Here is an 18,545-nt window from a genome sequence, read left to right on the forward strand (position 1 = left end):
ATTTGCTCCTTCAAATTGAACAGGTATTAAGTGAAATTGGTATAATATCGTCAGAATGACTCATGTAGTACTACCAGCGCACTGAGCTTACTGGCACCAAACGAGGCCATTCTTTCAAAGTCTTCCCGTGCAATTGGTACCTGCTGACAGTCAATTGCCTGCTGCTCATCTTCCACATCTGGGTCATTGACATACAAGCAAAGTGCATCGATGCCAGTGATTAAAACCCAGTGCGGTGCTTTCTTGCCGTTTAACCGGTAAGTGCTTATCAAGGCCAAGATCGAACTTCCCTGAGACAGCCACAGCTCCACCTGTTCAAGTTGAAGGCTCGCGCAATGAACGGGAATATCCCGATATTCACACTCTTGTTTAAACTGCTCGTGTACCAGCGTCATTACCTGTTTTTTCTGCTCGCTGCGCACTCCATCAATAAACAAAGGCTGCGCCGTATTAACCACCACTTCGGTGGCAAAGCCACGCCTTTCAGCAGCCAGTGCCAAGCCAAACGGATGGCAACCACCATGCCCTGAGGTCATAAAAATGGTTGTGGCTTCTCGCCAAATCTCCAGTTCAAGACTCTGATCTCCCATGCAACTTGCGTCTATGCTGGCCATCGCCATCATCAAAGACGCAGGCCCGCAGGTAAACTCCGTGGTTTGTTGATACCAGGGTGCCACCTGCAAAGTTGCCTGTTCAGCGCGCTTGCGAATACACTTTTGCATTCTCAGCGCATCATCGTGATCTTCGTAATAATTATGATATTCACCAAACACCCGATATCCCAGCTTCTTGTACAGAGCAATGGCTGCGGTGTTACGCTTAGCGACTTCCAGTCGCATGTAAAACCAGCCAAACTGAGCTGCCTGAGATTCCAGTTCAGTCATCAACTGACTGGCAATACCTTTACCCTGTTGCTGTTGCGATACAGCCAGTGAATATAGACGAGCAAGTCGTGTTCCCTGATGCAACCACAGCAGTCCATACCCCACCAGCTCACCTGCCAGTCGGGCAGTCAGCAACAGGCTGTGCTCGAACCCGATATGATGCTTAAACTGACGACGACTGAGCCTGTCACTGCTAAAGCAACGCGCTTCCAGCTCAACCAGCTCGGCCAAGTCCTCTGGCTGGGCTTTTTCTACCACCATAGCGGCCTGCAACATTACTTTTTACCCCTCGCTTCAAGACGACGTAAAAACTCAGACATGATCTGCATGTAAAGCTCATCGCCCAGATACTTATCTTCCACACCCTGATCAATGCTGGGGTTATCGTTCACTTCCAGCACATAAGCCTTGCCTTCATGCTCTTTGATGTCGATGCCATACAGGCCATTGCCCACCACAGCAGCCGCTTTCAGCGCCGCGCCCAATACCGCCTTAGGCACTTCAAAGGTGGGCAAAGTATCAAATCCACCCGAGAAGTTACGCTTTGAGCTGTGGTTGTAGATCTGCCAATGATTACGTGCCATATGATACCGGCACGCATAGATGGCACGTCCATTCAGTACCCCTATACGCCAGTCATAGTCGGTATACAGATAGGCCTGAGCCAGCACAATGGCCGACTCGCCCAGTAAGAGATTCAACCGAAATTGTAGCTCCTCTTTGGTTTTTACCTTGTATACGCCCTTAGAAAAGGCACTTTCCGGCATTTTAAGCACCATAGGTAATGACAACTGTGCGACCAGCTCTTCTATTACCGCTTCTGAGCACTGGCTGACAAAACGCGTCTCCAGAGACGGCACTTTTTTATAGTTAAACGCATCGTGCAAAAACACTTTATTGCAGCAGCGTAAAATAGAGCTTGGGTCATCAATCACCACCAAGTCTTTTTGCTCAGCTTCCTGAGCAAGGCGATAAGTATGATGGTCAATGGCTGTGGTCTCGCGGATAAACAACCCATCGAACTGACTTAAGTTATATAACTCAGCCGCCTCGACCAGGTGCACTTTGATACCCAGTTTAGCCCCAGCCTTAACAAAACGACTGACTGCATTTTTGTTACTCGGTGGTAGCTGCTCCTGATGGTCGATCAGCATAGCCAGATCCCAGCGGTGTTTTTTACTACTTTTTCGTTTCTTCCACTGCATTGCGTGGACCCGGCTTAGCACCTGAGCGCAAAATGCTAGCTCGTCTGCATCAACAGACGAAAAATCACCACGCAGCACCTGTATCTGTACCCCTGCGCCCAGAGGCTGGACATCCACTCTTAGCAAGGGGGCCTGAAACTGCGCAAACACCTGTGCTGCCAGCTTGGTATAGTCCGCCTGTTGCGTTTCACCCATGCAGACCAACAATGACAGAGGCTGTAATACCTCGATGCCCTGTTGAGTGCACCAGGCTTGAGACAAATATATTGTGCAGCCTTCATCTCCCAGCTCATTGATCACTTTGACACTCGGCAGCGCCTGGTGATTGCGTGCCTCAGCCAGTAAGGAGCAATAATAGCCCTGACTTAAGTACCTGCGACAGTCGCACAGGTTTATCACTCTGAGCTTAGATTCGCCGAGTTTAGGATACTCTTGCAGGTAAGTTTCGAAAGTCACCACATTGTCATTCAGTGGCAAGATATCTGCATTTTGATCAACAACAAATAGCGTAGACAACATTTTAGTCCTTAGTGTGGCCGAGCTTATATGCTTTTAACACAGTGCAACAGGCCACCTGTTTATGATGGTTTTTTTCAACCGGTATAACGCTATTTGTATGTAAAAAGCACGCCAGAGACAAACGATCAATTTTGATGCTTAAGATGAGCAATTCTTTTCTCATGTTCGCTGCCAGGGCGCCTTTGTCTTTGTATTGCAAACAAAAAGTTGCAATTTAAGGGACAGTGCTGCACACTTGCGCCATTTTTAACGGAATAGAATAAAACGCATGAAAAAAGTAATCTTAATACCCGTAGCAATGACCGTTCTGGCTGGATGCTATTCCACACCCAAAGCACACAATGATATGGTCAGATTGAACAGCTCAGAGGTCAACGAAGAGGCGCTCAAGCTTGAGCTTGCTTTCGGCAAGGCAACCACACATGTAATGCCTCATGAAGGTGGCTTAGACGCGGATAGCGAGTCGAAAGGGCTGAGTTCTGCCAAACTGTCGCTGGGTTTCGGATTTGAGCTTGACGCCATCATTGCCAGCGATGTCAGCTATGGGCTCAAATATCAATTTTATGGTAAACATCGTGAACATGCGCAAAGTGGTGACTGGAGTCATGCAGTACGGCTTGGTTTTGTCACCAATAAGGACGACGGTACCACCGACACAGAGAATACCTACCGACACTGGAGACTTGATAAGCAACTGCTGGATGTGTCCTTTATAAGCGGGTACAGAATTACACCACAGCTTTTAGCCTATGGCAGTGTCTTTTATCAATCTGGTGATATGGAAATTATTTACTGTGCAAAGCGAGAGGGCTGCAGTACAGATGTGGCCAATAAAGTACTCGACTATGATGGACATAACTACGGCCTGAGCTTAGCCATAGAACATGCCTTCTCGCCCAATTGGTATGGCACATTAGAGACAATCTACCACCGCTCCAGCTGGTTTGACCGTAACAGCAACGAAATGGGCATCAATGTAAGCCTCGCCTATCGGTTCTAACCAAACCCTATGTGCTTATATTAAAGTGCATCTAGATACATTCAGCGAGATAAAGTTTTGCTAGCTGGTTTCGCTGAATGACCCCGATTTTTCAAAACCCCTGCTTGCTTTATCCTAAAAAGCTCATCCACATAGACGCCCTGTCGGCAAATAGCTTTGCCATTAGCGTGTTCAAAAGCAGGCTCCGGAAACACTTCCTTTGCATACGCCTCATTGTACATCACTGTGCTATATTCGATTCTCGGGCTGAATTCTATATTCTCTAATGGCTTAGGTTTCACTGCTTCTTCGTATTCAAAGGGGGTACCGCAATAGGCCCAGCCACCCGACTTTGTCTTATAAACATCAAAGAACTGGTACTTTTCGTGGTATATCTTTCCGTCATGCTCTGAGACAAATAACAGTACATACTTATACCTTGAAAACGCAGGGGTGCCGTAGTGATCGTAGACTTCAAACGAGATTACATCGGAATTAAACTCTCCATGGACCTGCTCCAGGATTTTGTATTTCGCTTTGAATGCCTCGTCCATTAGGATCACATCGTCGCTCACAGTGGGCTCAAACTGATAAAAGTCCACCTGCTCCCCAACAAATGCAAAAATACCACTTTCACTCTTTATACTCGCAGTGGCAAACACATTAAGAGAAATTAGCATTAGGGTGGTAAATAATATTCTCAACCTATGACTCCTGATGACCAGTAATCGTTTAATGATAAGAGCACGAGGTTCAGGCCATACCCGAAGTAGTAGCCCCCTCACTCCAAAACACTTAATTATCACAAAGAACAATAACCTATCATCAGCTCATCAAAGGCTCAAGCCAATTCAGAGCACAAAAAAGCCGCTTAGGTTTCCCTAAACGGCTTTTTCAATGCAAACTTTGAGCTTAGTTGAACAGGGCAGTCGCCTTGGCAACTACGTTCTCAACGGTGAAGCCGAAGTGTTTAAACAGCTCAGCCGCTGGTGCCGACTCACCAAAGGTGCTCATGCCAACTACCGCACCGTTCAGGCCAACATACTTGTACCAGTAGTCTTCGATACCCGCTTCAATCGCCACACGACGTGTTACCGCAGCTGGCAATACAGACTCTTTGTACTCAGCAGACTGTGCATCAAATACATCAGTAGATGGCATAGACACTACGCGTACACGTTTGCCGCTGTCACGAAGTTGTGCAGCTGCTTCCACAGCCAGTTGAACTTCTGAACCAGTTGCGATCAGGATAAGTTCTGGCTCACCATCACAGCTCAGTACATAACCACCTTGCTTAATGGCTGCTACCTGCTCATCGCTGCGCGCCTGTTGCTCAAGCCCTTGACGGGTAAATACCAGTGACGTCGGGCCGTCTTTACGCTCGATAGCCTGCTGCCAGGCAACCGCAGATTCAACCTGGTCACACGGGCGCCAGTTAACCAGATTTGGGGTCATACGCATGCTTGCCAGCTGTTCAACCGGCTGGTGAGTTGGGCCATCTTCACCCAGACCAATTGAATCGTGGGTGTAAACAAAGATGCTAGGTTGCTTCATCAAAGCAGCCATACGTACTGCGTTGCGTGCGTATTCCATGAACATCAGGAAGGTTGCGCCGTAAGGGATAAAGCCTTTGTGCAGAGCAATACCATTCATAATGGCCGACATACCGAATTCACGTACACCGTAGAAAATGTAGTTGCCTGAGGCGTCGTCTGCCGTTAGGCCTTTGGAGCCATCCCACAGTGTCAGGTTAGAACCTGCGAGATCTGCGGAGCCACCCATAAACTCAGGCAACAGCGGGCCAAATGCATTCAGTGCATTTTGTGATGCTTTACGGGTTGCAGGGTTGGCCGGATTAGCCTGGAGCTGTGCAATGTACTCAGCACTTTTCTGTGCCCAGTCAGCAGGTAACTCGCCTTTAGTACGACGCTCAAATTCCGCTGCCAGTTCAGGATAATGCATCTGGTATTCTGTGAACTTAACCAGCCACTCACTCTGAATTTGCTGACCATGTGCAGAAGCATCCCATTTGCCGTAAACAGACTCAGGAATTTCAAACGCCTCATGCTCCCAGCCAAGGAATTCACGAGCTGCTTTGATTTCGTCATCACCCAGAGGTGCACCATGGCAATCATGGCTGCCCGACTTGTTTGGTGAGCCGTATCCAATGACTGTTTTACAACAGATAAGCGTTGGCTTGTCTGATTCTGCACGTGCAGCCTCGATAGCCGCTGTGATTGCGTCACTATCATGGCCGTCGACACCCGCAATTACGTGCCAACCATATGCTTCAAAACGCTTCGGCGTGTCGTCGCTGAACCAACCTTCTACTTCACCGTCGATTGAGATGCCATTGTCATCCCAAAATGCGATCAGTTTACCCAGACCCAGCGTACCAGCCAGTGAACAGGCCTCGTGAGAAATACCTTCCATTAAACAGCCATCGCCAAGGAAAGCATACGTGTAGTGATTTACAATATCGTACTCGTCGCGGTTGAACTGAGCTGCCAGCGCTTTTTCCGCAATTGCCATACCGACGGCATTAGTGATGCCCTGCCCCAGCGGGCCTGTGGTCGTTTCAATACCAGGCGCGTAGCCATATTCAGGGTGACCTGGTGTTTTGGAATGCATCTGGCGGAAGTTTTTCAGTTCATCAATAGATAGATCATAGCCAGACAAATGCAACAGAGAATAAATGAGCATGGAGCCATGACCATTTGATAATACAAAGCGGTCACGATCAACCCAGTCAGGATTATTTGGGTTGTGCTTTAAATAATCGCGCCACAATACCTCTGCGATATCGGCCATACCCATAGGGGCACCCGGGTGACCGGATTTGGCCTTTTGAACTGCGTCCATGGACAGAACGCGTATGGCATTTGCAAGTTCTTTGCGAGATGGCATGAAGTCTCCTACCTTTTATGTCTTTTGAGTGGCAAATCTGTACCTATAATACCCGTGTAGCGACGTTGTCATGTATGCCGGATGTAAGGCAACTTAAAGTGTGACACGTCAAAGCTGCAGGTAACTCGATTAGAAAATTGGTCCCCATTCTTACCTATTAGGGTAACCACTGCAATTAAAAATCAATGAAATATCGGGCTACTCGCGGACTTTTTTACTGCGTTTTTTGCAAAGGTTTAAAATTAGACGTCTAGGCGTAAAAAAGCTATGCAGCCGAGCGTGTTTTCGATAATATATCGCTCTGATTTTTTCGCGCTATTCCTGTAGTTTGTGAAGCGCAATATTTGTGAGCATAAATACAATGGCAAAACATTTATTTACTTCTGAATCTGTTTCTGAGGGTCATCCGGATAAAATCGCCGATCAGATCTCTGATGCGGTACTAGATGCTATCCTTGAGCAAGATCCAAAAGCACGTGTTGCGTGTGAAACTTACGTTAAAACCGGTATGGTCATGGTCGGTGGTGAAATCACTACCAGCGCCTGGGTTGATATCGAAGAATTAACGCGTAAAACGGTACGTGAAATCGGCTACACCCATTCAGATATGGGCTTTGATGCTGACTCGTGTGCAATCCTGAACACCATTGGTAAGCAGTCTCCTGATATCAATCAGGGTGTTGACCGTACTCGCCCAGAAGAACAAGGTGCGGGTGACCAGGGTCTGATGTTTGGTTACGCTTGTAACGAAACAGACGTTTTAATGCCTGCACCAATTACCTATTCACACCGTCTGGTTCAACGCCAGGCACAAGTACGTAAAGATGGCACTTTGCCTTGGTTACGCCCTGATGCTAAGTCTCAGGTTACTTTTGCCTATGAGAATGGCAAAGCGGTTGGTATTGATGCCGTGGTTTTGTCGACTCAACACTGTGACTCTGTGTCTCAGGATGACCTGGTAGAAGCAGTAATGGAAACCATCATCAAGCCAGTATTGCCAGCAGAGCTTATCACTGAAGCCACTAAGTTCTTCATCAACCCAACTGGCCGTTTTGTTATCGGTGGCCCTATGGGTGACTGTGGTCTGACTGGTCGTAAAATCATCGTAGATACCTACGGTGGTATGGCTCGTCACGGTGGTGGCGCGTTCTCTGGTAAAGATCCATCAAAAGTTGACCGTTCAGCCGCGTATGCAGCGCGCTATGTTGCAAAGAACATTGTTGCAGCAGGTCTTGCTGACAAGTGTGAGATCCAGGTGTCTTATGCCATTGGTGTTGCAGAGCCAACCTCTATCAGTGTGGAAACCTTCGGCACAGGTAAACTGGAAGAAACTCGCCTGATCGACTTAATCCGTGAACATTTTGATCTGCGCCCGTACGGTCTGATCACTATGCTGGACCTTGAGCGTCCAATCTACCAGCCTACTGCGGCTTACGGTCACTTCGGTCGTAACGAGTTCCCATGGGAAGCAACAGACAAAGCTGAAGCACTAAAAGCAGCTGCTGGCTTATAATTGTAAACCTTGATTTACAGAAAAGGCGCCTTAAGGCGCCTTTTGTTTAAGAAATCAGAATAGTTAATTCCCTGAGATCAAAAATTCCTCAATATCTTCTTTAATATCTACATATTCATCGTCATGAATATTTAATATAATCATCACCTTATCTTTAAAAGCATGCCAATCAGCACAGTTACGAAAGTATTTACCTTCAAAGACCAGATTTTCAGCCAATTTTAGAATAGCGAAAGCTTGCTGCTCGCTATCGTCGTGCTCTTCATCCAGGTACAGGGGATCATGATGACGCAATATGATCTGACACATGGCCTTGGGAATATTCCATGAGCTGGCCAGATAATAACCCACCACAGCATGATTAGTTGGGTATAGCAGCTCTTCATAGCAGGCTAGCGTATACTCCGGCCGCTGTATGGCACGAGTCATGACTTCCTTATAGTTGTCATAGCGCATAGCCATCGCGGGTATACCGGCATCATGAAACAAGCCAAGCAGCTGTAAGTTTTCGACCGGCACATTGGCGCGTACCCGCTTACCGATTAGCATGGCTATCTGAGAAATATCAATGGCATTGTCCCAGAATCGCTCTAACGAGATACAGCACAGGCTTTGATCGAATGCTTCTTTCAACAAATAGCCCGTCACAATCTGGGTGATACTATTAAGGCCCAAAAACATCACGGCCTGTTTGATGTCTGACACCGTTCTGGACATGCCGTAGGCAGGAGAGTTAATAACTTTTAACACAGCAGCGGACGTCGCAACATCCTGAGAAATGATGTTCGCAACGCGATTGAGCTCGGGCTCTTCACTGTTGAGTTCACTCTGAATATGCTCCAGAATTTCAGGCTTTGCTGGCAGGTTAAATCCGGAACGCAACTCCGCCAGTGTTTTTTCATCGATATTGACCATAACAGTAAATACGTCAGACTAGTTTGCTTTTAGTGTAGACGATGAATTCGCGATGATCATTCGAACGGGCAGGTATTTGTGGGTATAAGGGCCCAGGGCTCCATGCTGTCCGGATGCGTCTTCAATAAGTTATATAGCGCATTAAACGAAGCCCGGGTATTGCGCAGTGCAACTTTATCAGTAAACCATTGTGGTGCCTCGCCCTGAATGTCAGCTGAGATGTGGTAATCGATATAAACTGCGTTGTCTTGCTCCGTCAGTACCCATTGCACCATGACAGGCTGAATACGAATAACACCCTGCTCAGTTGGGTAATCTGAGACAGAACGTATCTTTAATACATAGCTTTCTTTGGACAATTGCAGCAAGCAGGCGTGTGTCACCATGTCTCGTTTACGAAGCGGCCAGGGTAAATCAAATTGGGTCAGAACGCGCGTCTGATTAGCTGCAGGGCGAGATAAAATCGTCACTGTGCTGACATGTTTCACCCATAAAGGAACGCGCTCGGTATCATTTAGCAGATTGACCACAGATTTTGCACTGATCCCGGGCCATCTGCCGGTTACACGTATTTTCAGGGGTTGATCAAATGGCTTATGGTAGGTGATCGACAGCAACTCCGATTGATGCCAGGGTTGCCATCGCTCTGACGTCTGTGTACTGTGACCCCGCATAGCATAAACGACAAGCCACAGTAGCAAACACAAACAGGCTAAACCTTGCTTATCACCAGTAGGGTTCACTGTTTAACGATGCCTGACGACTTTGCTCCATTGCACTGACGAGAAAGTCGGCTTTTTGTTGCAACCAGACCAAAATGTCCTGCAACGCTTCACTGGACTGGCCCTCACACAGCTGGCGCAAATAGAACAAGGTTTCAAGTTCATATATGCCATAAACAATATCAACCCATGGCGCTCTGAACGCCTGACGGGTTTCTTTGTCGTACAATTTTCCCAGACAATGGCCACTCAGTAGCATATTTTCCAGCGGCTGACGACACGCCAGGTACTCTTTGACTGTCATAGCACTGTCCGCAGGGAACAGCGTAGTGAGTTTATTCCAGTCATGATCATAAGCTCGCTTTGCCAATGCCCCAACCGGGCTTTGCGCTGCCGTGATGGCATTCTGATCCCAGTTTTTACGCCATGATTTGTCCAGTAACCAACGGGTCAGCGCCAAAATCAAACGGTTATATCGCGAGCAATGGAACAAGTCTTCAATGTCAGTCACCGTTGGCTGAACGTCTTTCATGTCCGTGATCACCTGAGCCAGTTCAGGCGCATTGGAGATCCGCTTATAATAGGCGTGCCGCTTCGACGTATAGGTTTTCAGGTGTATAGCATTCTCCACCCAGCCTAATTCTGATAAAAGCCACTTAAGCTCTTTACGCAAAAATTCTGTTGAAGACTTGTCGACAAACTCTTCAAAGAGCCAGAATGCGTGCCGGATCAGGCTGATCCCATCTATCACACGCTTGAGTGTTTTAAGACTTGGTGCGTCCAGGTAACACTGCTCATGCTTTTGGACAAACTGAATACCATGGTTGACCGTTGCTATTAGCGCCTGCTCCTGTGAGCAGCCTCTGGGCAATTTGATGACACCCAGTGTTTTATTGGCCTTTAGTGGCTTATCGTCAGCAAGACGATAACCTCTGGCCGCTTTGGAATACAATCCAAGACGCAAACCTATGTGCTGTAACAAGTGATCAGCCAGCAAAAACAGGTCATTTTTATCGCCTTCCACAAGCTCTATCTCAAGCTCAGAAATAGGCTCAACCGAACCTTGCGCACTGATCTCGCCTTTATCAAGGACGACTTCAATTTCACTGCCTGCTTCGGTTTCAATCAGCCAGGTACGGCGGATAAAATTAGTACTGAAGATCGGGAATAAATTACTGGCAATCGATTCAAGCTGCACACCCATAGGCCAAATACTGCTGTCAAAGGCATGAATATCAGGTCGACTCCCCTTGATTGGTAAATTGTATTCAGGACGTTGATGTAACCCACCCACCACTTCACCGGCCAGCTTTATCGTCTGTTCGCACTCGTCGTCATTACAGCGTGTTCGCAAACCTATATCTAATGCACGCAACTCCCGACTGGGTGTGTCAAAATAAGCATTTTTTAGGTTCTTAGCAGGTTTATTGCTGACTTTTTTAGCAAACTGGGTAATTAGGGCTGGGATCAGCGGAACTTCATTGTCTGAAACCAAAAATTTCAGTTCTATCTCAGTGTCCATCAGGAGTGTGATTTACCTATGTAATTTTAGAACCCACAAAATATACAAAGGGTCCGCACTTTGCAAACCTTTTAGTAATTATTAGCGCATTATCACCACCATTACCAACCGGTTCCGTGAATTACAGGTGTAAACGAGCGCGCACACGACGTCTCGCCGCGACACATGATATACGCCAAAAACGACCTGCAAGCGAATTCCGGACAAAACCTGCCCCTTGCCTTTGTGCTGGGAAATCCCTACTATTTTGGTAACTTTATAAAGATATCAATATTTAAGGCCTGCGAATGCTGAAAAATATCGCTTTGCCGCTGCTGCTGTCTGTGCTGTCTCTGAGCGCAATGGCGGAGCAAACCGACCTGCAAGATGAGCCCACAGTGGCGCAGTCAGCAACCGACAATAACGGTTATATTGTCGACGACTTATACCTGTTCATGCACACCGGTCCCGGCAAGAATTATCGAATCCTGGGCTCGGTCGAAGCGGGTACCCCGATCACTATCCTAAACTCAGAGCAGGATGATTATATCCAGATAAAAGATGACAAAGACCGCGAAGGCTGGGTCCAAAGTCAGTTTGTCACTTCTGAACCGGGGTTACGTCAGAGACTCGCAAGTGCTAATCAGGCACTGAGCGATAACAACGCGCAGCTCAATGCCTTACAGAGCAGAATTCCACAGCTTGAGCAGGCCAACTTACAGCTGCAGCAAGACAACACAGCGCTCAAAAGCAACATCACCGAACTGGAGCAAGCGCTGGAAGCTCAGGTACAGGCAAGCCTGAACAAATCACAAACAGAGCAACATATGTTGCTAAGCTATGGTGGCGGAATTGGGATCGCAGGTATTTTAATTGGCGTGATACTCACGCTGGTGCTGTCAAGGCGCAAGCGCTACGACGGCTGGGCGTAAAAGTCGCAATACAATATACGCATAAAAAAAGGCCTTTCGGCCTTTTTTTATACCAATTTGCTTAATTAAGTGTTCTATTTTGAGGCGAGAAAATAGGGTCGATAACCAGGCGAAAACTTTGCTATTTAGTTATTCTAAATGAGAAGTTTTCAACGCCGTTAGTGCCATATTTGCTCCTTCAAATTGAACAGGCATTAAGTGAAATTGGTATTACTTGCCTGCGATGGCGAGTAACTCAACTTCAAATATGAGCAACGAGCCCGGTGCAATTTTCCCGGCCGCCCTGTCTCCGTAGCCCAGATCCGGGCCGATAAAAAAGCGAAACTTATCACCCACAGTCATCAGCTGAACGCCCTCAGTCCAGCCCGGTATGACCTGGTTCAGGCCAAAACTAATAGACTCACCGCGCACCACGGAGCTGTCGAACACTGAGCCATCCAGCAAAGTACCATGATAATGTACGGTTACTTTGTCTGTCGCGCTCGGATGCTCAGTCCCGTCGCCTTTGTTTAACACTTCATATTGCAAACCAGAGTCGGTTGTTGTGACTCCACTCTTTTGCCCGTTTTGCGCCAGAAATTCAGCCGCCTCAATACGGTTACCTGCCGCCGCCTGTTTTTGCTGTTTACCATTTTTAAAAATGAGCCAGCCCAGCACGACGATGACCAGCACGAGAATAATATTGGTTGTTGACATAGTGACTACCTAAATTATGAATGATCTTTTTCTTGTTCGCTGGCTGCTTCGCCCTCGGCGTCTTTATCATCGCCATTCACCACATCGGCGATTTGCTGCAAGCGCGCCAATGCCAGCGCATTAATACTCTGATCCGGATACTGACCATTGGCAAGCGCCCCGGCTTCACGTTGCATCAGCAAGGACAGCGCCTCATCCACGGTTGCCACGGCATAAATATGGAATCGGCCTTGCTGGGCTGCAGCCAGCACCTCGTCATCCAGTACCAGGTTGATCAGATTTGAGCGAGGGATGATCACACCCTGACGCCCCGTCAGGCCGCGCATTTTACACAGCTTAAAGAAACCTTCGATTTTCTCATTCACTCCGCCGACAGCCTGCACCTCACCGTGCTGGTTAATGGAGCCCGTCAGCGCCAGTGACTGGTCGATAGGAAGCTGAGTAATGGCAGAAATAAGGCCACACAGCTCAGCCAGCGACGCGCTGTCTCCGTCAATAAAGCCATAACTTTGTTCGATGGCAATGTTGGCGCTCAGCGTCAGGCTAAAGTTTTGCGCATATTTATTGCCCAGGTAACCGGTCAGCAGCATGACCCCTTTCGAGTGGATCGACTTGCCTAATTCGGCCTCGCGTTCCACGTCTATCACCCCATCGGCACCGGCATACACAGTCGCGGTGATCCGCGCTGGTGTACCAAAGGCAGTGTCGCCTATGTGTAGCACCGTCAGGCCGTTCACTTTACCGACCGCTTCACCGTCTGTGGCGATCAGGGTATGACCTTCTTCTATGTCGCTGAGCATGTTCTCACTCAGCTGACCGGTGCGATATTGCTTGCCCACAATGGCTTCGTCGATATGCGGCGCGTCGATTTCGCTGAGCCCGTCCTGCTTGGCGTAATAACTCGCCTCCGCCACAAGCTCAAGTACATCGGCAAAGCGTGCCGACAGCTTGTTCTGATGCTCTGCCTGGCGATAACTGAATTTCAGTAACCGCGCAAGTGCTTCGCCCGTTAAGGTACACTTAAGTGTCTGCTCACAGTACTCCTGCACCTTGGTCACAAACTGATATTGTAGTCGGTCACTGTCTGGCAAATAGTAGTCGAAGTCGGCCAGCACCCGGAACAATTCACCGAACTCTTCGTCGTACTCACCTATGGTGTAATACAAATCACGGGAGCCCAGCAGGATGATCTTCACATCCAGCGGGATCAGCTGAGGTTTCAGGGTAAAACTGCTGCCTACCGAGCTGTCCTGATAGGGCAAATCATTTTTAATCTGGTGCGTTTTCAAAGACAGCTTGAGTCCATCCCAGACCTGTGCATTGGCCAGCACTTTGTCGGCGTCCATGATCAGGTAACCGCCGTTAGCGCGGTGCAGGGCACCCGGCTGAATAGAGCGATAACTGGTGATCAGGGTGCCATGGGCGTTGGCATACTCAATTTTGCCAAAGATGTTGCCAAAGGTCGGGTTAGGCTCGTACACCACAGGCGCGGCCTGCCCTTCTTTGAACTCCACCAGAATATTCGGGGCAAAGAAGTCGCTCAACATGCCCTTGGCATCAAAGTCATCTTTATTTTCGTCTCCTGCTGCACTGTCGTCGTCCAGCCAGTCGAGCACCGCATCAACAATTTCGACCCGCAGATCTTTAAGATAACGAATGACACCAATGTGACTGGCATACTTATGTTCCAGTGCCTTTAGCAGTGGTTTGGTTGCTAATTCAATGGTGGTTTTTTTCAGTTCCCGGAGCTTTTCAGAAGATTCCCGCTTCCAGCGCGGCAACTCAATCAGCGCTTCTATCAGACAGTCTTCAAGTTTTTCAATGGCATCAAAAAAGTGCTCCTGTATCGCTTCTTCCAGTGCCATAAATTCTGCGTCATCAAGCGCTTTGCCATCCACCACAGGCGCAAAACTCACCACCCCTTTTTCTTCCATCATGGCAACGCTTTTCTTAGCCGCCAGCTCTTCCACCGCGCTCAATGCCGCGTTGTATTTATTATCAAAGTCTCTGTCCAGCGATTTCTTCTTGCGCTGATAACCCGGGTTATCAAATGCCGCAGGAAACGTGTCCACCACTTCATCAAGGAAGGAGTCAATGTCATCAGCCAGTACTTTGCTCTCACCGGCCTGCATAAACAAGGCTATGGGCTCTCTGTGGTCGTCGTAGTTATTGACGTATAACCACTCTTTGGGGGTCGGACGGGTTTTGCAATGTGCCTCGAGTTTGTCTTTGACCATAGTAAAACGACCCGTTGCCGCTTCACCCATCACAAACACGTTATAACCCGGCAGTTCCATACCCAGCGCAAAATCCAGCGCACTTTGCGCCCGGTTTTGACCGATAAAAGGCAAAGGATCCGGATAAGGGTTTTGCATGCAGGTGGAGATGTGTGGCAAAGACACACTCGGAGCCAGCTGTTCGCTGCTCAAAGGCTTAATGGTTTTCGTCATTCCTAACTTCTTTCTCTTGGCCGGCCGCACAACTGTGTCGCGCAGGGCTGTGATTAAGGGGTAAGTGCCTTACGAGCAAACTCACCGTGCCCACACTCGCTGCACGACGGAATTTCCAACGCATAATAGACATTCGTTTTATGGCCGCAATTTTTACATACTAATTGCCCCAATGCTATCCATTCCCCCTGTTTGTAGATGCCATCGTGTTGAAAGTCTTGCACTAATGCTTGCCACTCAAGCTGAGTTCGGTCTTCCAGCTGAGCCAGTTCATACATCACACTGGCTTTGAGCTCTTCCCAGGCCACGTCATCATAATGGTCTTTATGTTCACTCAGGTGAGCCAGATCGCGCTTCAGGTAATAGCGATAATCCGCCAGTTTATCCTTTGAGAGCTGCTTAATTGCCGCCTGTGCGTCCATAAACTCCTGCACCCATTTTTTTAGCTCATGCTCTTTGACATCTTTTAGCCACACTGAAAAGTCATCCAGCCAGCGCTTGTAATCCGCCATGTTTACCTCCCGACTCACGCTATTTTACAGCACTTTTAACTTACCACTTTCTCAGTATAGTTCAGCTGACGTCACAGTCCTGAAACAAATCACTGCCATAGCGCCAATGTGCTGTAATAATTCCGCTGTGAAGCGCTGTGATCAGCGCGTTTTTTCGGGTATGCTATCGGCAATTTTCAAATTAGTTTGCAAGAAGTCTGGAAACGTCAATGCAAGAGCAATATAACCCGCAAGAAATCGAACCTAAAGTTCAATCCCATTGGGAACAAAACAACAGCTTCAAAGTTGTTGAAGACGAATCAAAAGAAAAATACTACTGTCTGTCTATGTTCCCTTACCCAAGTGGTCGTCTACACATGGGTCACGTTCGTAACTACACCATAGGTGATGTGGTCTCGCGTTTCCAACGACTCCAAGGCAAAAACGTCATGCAACCAATGGGTTGGGACGCATTCGGCCTGCCTGCGGAAAATGCCGCCATCAAAAACAACACGGCGCCAGCAAAATGGACCTACGAAAACATTGATTACATGCGTAATCAGTTGAAGCTGCTTGGCTTTGGTTATGACTGGGACCGTGAAATCGCGACCTGTCACCCGGATTACTACAAGTGGGAACAATGGTTCTTCACTAAATTGTACGAAAAGGGCCTGGTCTACAAAAAAATGTCAACGGTAAACTGGGACCCGGTTGACCAGACGGTACTGGCCAACGAGCAGGTGATTGACGGCCGTGGCTGGCGTTCAGGTGCCATCGTTGAACAAAAAGAAATTCCACAGTGGTTTATCAAGATCACCGACTACGCGCAGGAACTATTGGACGATCTGGACCAGCTTGAACACTGGCCTGAGCAGGTAAAAACCATGCAGCGTAACTGGATCGGTCGCTCAGAGGGTCTGGAAATCGACTTTAAGCGCGCCGACAACGATGAGCAGTTCACTGTTTACACTACCCGCCCGGATACCTTTATGGGTGTAACTTACGTCGCTGTGGCTGCCGGGCACCCGATTGCTCAGGAAGCGGCAAAAAACAATGCAGACATCGCTGCGTTCGTTGAAGAATGCAAAAACACCAAAGTAGCAGAAGCCGACATGGCCACCATGGACAAAAAAGGCATCGCGACTGGCTTTTACGCTATCCATCCGCTAACCGGTAAGCAGGTGCCTATCTGGGTTGCTAACTTTGTCCTGATGGATTACGGCTCAGGTGCTGTCATGGCCGTACCAGGTCACGACCAGCGCGACTACGAATTTGCCAGTGCTTATGGCCTGGAAATCAAACAGGTTATTGCTCCGGCTGCCGACAGCGAACTACAAGCTGATTTAAGTGAAGCGGCGTTTACCGAAAAAGGCGTGTTAATCAACTCAGGTGAGTTTGATGGTCTGGATTTTGAAGGTGCCTTCAACGCCATTGCCGACAAACTGGAAGGCATTAATGCCGGTAAGCGCAAGGTCAATTTCCGCCTGCGTGACTGGGGTGTAAGCCGCCAGCGTTACTGGGGCTCGCCAATTCCAATGCTGAACAAAGCAGACGGTAGTGAACTTGCTGCGAGCGAAGACATGTTACCGGTCCGTCTGCCAGAAGACGTAGTAATGGATGGCGTGACCTCACCAATTAAATCAGACCCTGAGTGGGCCAAAGCAACCGTCAATGGCGAGCAGGTTTTCCACGAAACAGATACCTTTGACACCTTTATGGAGTCATCCTGGTACTATGCGCGCTACTGTAGCCCACGTTACGATGAAGGCATGCTGGAGCCGGGCGCAGCAAATTACTGGCTGCCGGTTAACCAGTACATTGGTGGTATTGAGCACGCTATCCTGCACCTGTTGTACGCGCGTTTCTTCCACAAGCTATTGCGTGACTTTGGTCTGGTCAATTCCAGCGAGCCTTTTGAACGTCTGTTGTGTCAGGGCATGGTACTGGCAGAAACTTACTACCGCAAAGATGAAAAAGGCGGTGACATCTGGATCTCACCAACCGACGTTGAAACAGAAACTGACGACAAAGGTCGTATCACTAAAGCATGGCATAAAGACGACGGTGAGCCAGTGTTCTCTGCGGGCATGAGCAAGATGTCTAAGTCAAAGAACAATGGTATCGACCCACAAGTCGTTATCAAGCAATACGGCGCTGACACCGTACGCTTGTTTATGATGTTTACTGCACCGCCAGAGCAGACTCTGGAATGGTCTGACTCAGGTGTAGAAGGCGCGCACCGTTTCTTACGTCGTGTCTGGAAATTTGCTGTCGATGTGAAAGCCGCCGGCACCGCCGAACTGGACCTGAGCGCACTGAACAGCGCGCAAAAGACACTGCGCCGTGAAATCCACAAAACCATCGCTAAAGTGACTGATGATGTTGAACGTCGTCAAACCTTCAACACCGCCATTGCGGCGATTATGGAGCTGTCGAACAAACTGGCCAAAGCGCCACTGAAAGACACGCAAGACATCGCACTGGCCAATGAAGCGCTGGAAGCCATGATCATCATGCTGGCCCCTATCACGCCGCACTTGTCTCATGAGCTGTGGGAACAACTTGGTAAGCAAGGCGATGTGTTGGATGCACGCTGGCCACAGGTTGACGCGGCAGCCTTGGTTGAAGACGAGAAACTGATCGTTGTTCAGGTCAACGGTAAATTGCGTACTAAGTTAACTGTAGCAGCAGACGCAACTCAGGAGCAGATTGAAGCGCTGGCCTTTGCCGATGAGAACGTACTGAAGTTTACCGACGGTAAAACCATACGTAAGAAAATCTACGTACCGGGTAAACTGTTCAATGTGGTAGCCAACTAATGGCTACCCTGC

Annotated in this window: 14 protein-coding genes; 4 read left to right on the forward strand and 10 right to left on the reverse strand. The window is 48.4% G+C overall.

Annotated elements, in window-relative coordinates:
* Nucleotides 1-50 precede the first annotated feature (50 nt).
* Both CWB99_RS20425 and CWB99_RS20430 read right to left on the reverse strand, forming a co-directional pair.
* Nucleotides 51-1,160: a GNAT family N-acetyltransferase/peptidase C39 family protein gene (locus CWB99_RS20425; RefSeq protein ID WP_138552187.1), complete on the reverse strand. Its 1,110-nt coding sequence runs from the start codon at nt 1,158-1,160 to the stop codon at nt 51-53.
* Nucleotides 1,160-2,608, reverse strand: a complete 1,449-nt coding sequence (locus CWB99_RS20430) for a RimK family protein (protein WP_138552186.1) — start codon at nt 2,606-2,608, stop codon at nt 1,160-1,162. The genes CWB99_RS20425 and CWB99_RS20430 overlap by 1 nt, the downstream gene beginning before the upstream one ends.
* A gap of 268 nt (nt 2,609-2,876) precedes the next feature.
* Here CWB99_RS20430 and CWB99_RS20435 point away from each other — a divergent pair, with 268 nt between their 5' ends.
* Complete coding sequence (locus CWB99_RS20435; RefSeq protein ID WP_138552185.1) at nt 2,877-3,608, forward strand: hypothetical protein; 732 nt, start codon at nt 2,877-2,879, stop codon at nt 3,606-3,608.
* A 41-nt stretch (nt 3,609-3,649) separates the two neighbouring features.
* Here the strand turns inward: CWB99_RS20435 and CWB99_RS20440 are convergent, their stop codons facing one another.
* Complete coding sequence (locus CWB99_RS20440) at nt 3,650-4,291, reverse strand: hypothetical protein (protein WP_138552184.1); 642 nt, start codon at nt 4,289-4,291, stop codon at nt 3,650-3,652.
* Between the two features lie 208 nt (nt 4,292-4,499).
* Nucleotides 4,500-6,494, reverse strand: coding sequence for a transketolase (gene tkt / locus CWB99_RS20445; RefSeq protein WP_138552183.1), 1,995 nt, complete (start codon nt 6,492-6,494; stop codon nt 4,500-4,502).
* A 361-nt stretch (nt 6,495-6,855) separates the two neighbouring features.
* Between tkt and metK the strand changes: the two genes are divergently transcribed.
* Entirely contained in the window at nt 6,856-8,007 is a 1,152-nt protein-coding gene (gene metK, locus CWB99_RS20450) for a methionine adenosyltransferase (protein ID WP_138552182.1), read from the forward strand.
* Between the two features lie 63 nt (nt 8,008-8,070).
* Here the strand turns inward: metK and CWB99_RS20455 are convergent, their stop codons facing one another.
* Genes CWB99_RS20455 through CWB99_RS20465 form a run of 3 tightly spaced genes read right to left on the reverse strand, consistent with a single transcriptional unit; the run spans nt 8,071 to nt 11,166 of the window.
* On the reverse strand, nt 8,071-8,922 hold the full coding sequence (locus CWB99_RS20455; protein ID WP_138552181.1) for an HDOD domain-containing protein: 852 nt from the start codon (nt 8,920-8,922) through the stop codon (nt 8,071-8,073).
* Nucleotides 8,923-8,978: 56 nt separating this feature from the next.
* Entirely contained in the window at nt 8,979-9,665 is a 687-nt protein-coding gene (locus CWB99_RS20460) for an START domain-containing protein (protein WP_138552180.1), read from the reverse strand.
* Nucleotides 9,649-11,166, reverse strand: a complete 1,518-nt coding sequence (locus CWB99_RS20465) for a CYTH and CHAD domain-containing protein (protein WP_138552179.1) — start codon at nt 11,164-11,166, stop codon at nt 9,649-9,651. Before CWB99_RS20465 ends, CWB99_RS20460 begins: the two co-directional genes overlap by 17 nt.
* A 287-nt stretch (nt 11,167-11,453) precedes the next feature.
* Between CWB99_RS20465 and CWB99_RS20470 the strand changes: the two genes are divergently transcribed.
* Nucleotides 11,454-12,077 (forward strand): TIGR04211 family SH3 domain-containing protein, encoded by a 624-nt coding sequence (locus CWB99_RS20470; protein WP_138552178.1) that lies wholly within the window; start codon nt 11,454-11,456, stop codon nt 12,075-12,077.
* A 210-nt stretch (nt 12,078-12,287) separates the two neighbouring features.
* Here the strand turns inward: CWB99_RS20470 and CWB99_RS20475 are convergent, their stop codons facing one another.
* From CWB99_RS20475 to CWB99_RS20485, 3 genes are read right to left on the reverse strand one after another with little or no spacing between them, the layout of a single operon-like run.
* The gene (locus CWB99_RS20475; RefSeq protein WP_138552177.1) at nt 12,288-12,773 is read right to left on the reverse strand and encodes an FKBP-type peptidyl-prolyl cis-trans isomerase; all 486 of its coding nucleotides are present in this window, start codon (nt 12,771-12,773) and stop codon (nt 12,288-12,290) included.
* Nucleotides 12,774-12,787: 14 nt separating this feature from the next.
* Nucleotides 12,788-15,223, reverse strand: coding sequence for a Lon protease family protein (locus tag CWB99_RS20480; protein ID WP_138552176.1), 2,436 nt, complete (start codon nt 15,221-15,223; stop codon nt 12,788-12,790).
* Between the two features lie 53 nt (nt 15,224-15,276).
* On the reverse strand, nt 15,277-15,735 hold the full coding sequence (locus CWB99_RS20485) for a zinc ribbon-containing protein (RefSeq protein WP_138552175.1): 459 nt from the start codon (nt 15,733-15,735) through the stop codon (nt 15,277-15,279).
* 209 nt (nt 15,736-15,944) lie between these two features.
* Here CWB99_RS20485 and leuS point away from each other — a divergent pair, with 209 nt between their 5' ends.
* Nucleotides 15,945-18,533: a leucine--tRNA ligase gene (gene leuS, locus CWB99_RS20490; protein ID WP_138552174.1), complete on the forward strand. Its 2,589-nt coding sequence runs from the start codon at nt 15,945-15,947 to the stop codon at nt 18,531-18,533.
* Nucleotides 18,534-18,545: the final 12 nt, after the last annotated feature.

The sequence above is a fragment of the Pseudoalteromonas rubra genome, assembly GCF_005887095.1.
Taxonomy (GTDB): Bacteria; Pseudomonadota; Gammaproteobacteria; order Enterobacterales; family Alteromonadaceae; genus Pseudoalteromonas; species Pseudoalteromonas rubra_E.

Excerpts from the sequence above, each read along its gene's own strand:
- CWB99_RS20480 (WP_138552176.1), bottom strand. The coding sequence starts at position 15,223 with ATGACGAAAACCATTAAGCCTTTGAGCAGCGAACAGCTGGCTCCGAGT.
- CWB99_RS20455 (WP_138552181.1), bottom strand. The coding sequence starts at position 8,922 with ATGGTCAATATCGATGAAAAAACACTGGCGGAGTTGCGTTCCGGATTT.
- CWB99_RS20435 (WP_138552185.1), top strand. The coding sequence starts at position 2,877 with ATGAAAAAAGTAATCTTAATACCCGTAGCAATGACCGTTCTGGCTGGA.
- CWB99_RS20465 (WP_138552179.1), bottom strand. The coding sequence starts at position 11,166 with ATGGACACTGAGATAGAACTGAAATTTTTGGTTTCAGACAATGAAGTT.
- leuS (WP_138552174.1), top strand. The coding sequence starts at position 15,945 with ATGCAAGAGCAATATAACCCGCAAGAAATCGAACCTAAAGTTCAATCC.
- metK (WP_138552182.1), top strand. The coding sequence starts at position 6,856 with ATGGCAAAACATTTATTTACTTCTGAATCTGTTTCTGAGGGTCATCCG.
- tkt (WP_138552183.1), bottom strand. The coding sequence starts at position 6,494 with ATGCCATCTCGCAAAGAACTTGCAAATGCCATACGCGTTCTGTCCATG.
- CWB99_RS20470 (WP_138552178.1), top strand. The coding sequence starts at position 11,454 with ATGCTGAAAAATATCGCTTTGCCGCTGCTGCTGTCTGTGCTGTCTCTG.
- CWB99_RS20485 (WP_138552175.1), bottom strand. The coding sequence starts at position 15,735 with ATGGCGGATTACAAGCGCTGGCTGGATGACTTTTCAGTGTGGCTAAAA.
- CWB99_RS20430 (WP_138552186.1), bottom strand. The coding sequence starts at position 2,608 with ATGTTGTCTACGCTATTTGTTGTTGATCAAAATGCAGATATCTTGCCA.
- CWB99_RS20425 (WP_138552187.1), bottom strand. The coding sequence starts at position 1,160 with ATGTTGCAGGCCGCTATGGTGGTAGAAAAAGCCCAGCCAGAGGACTTG.
- CWB99_RS20475 (WP_138552177.1), bottom strand. The coding sequence starts at position 12,773 with ATGTCAACAACCAATATTATTCTCGTGCTGGTCATCGTCGTGCTGGGC.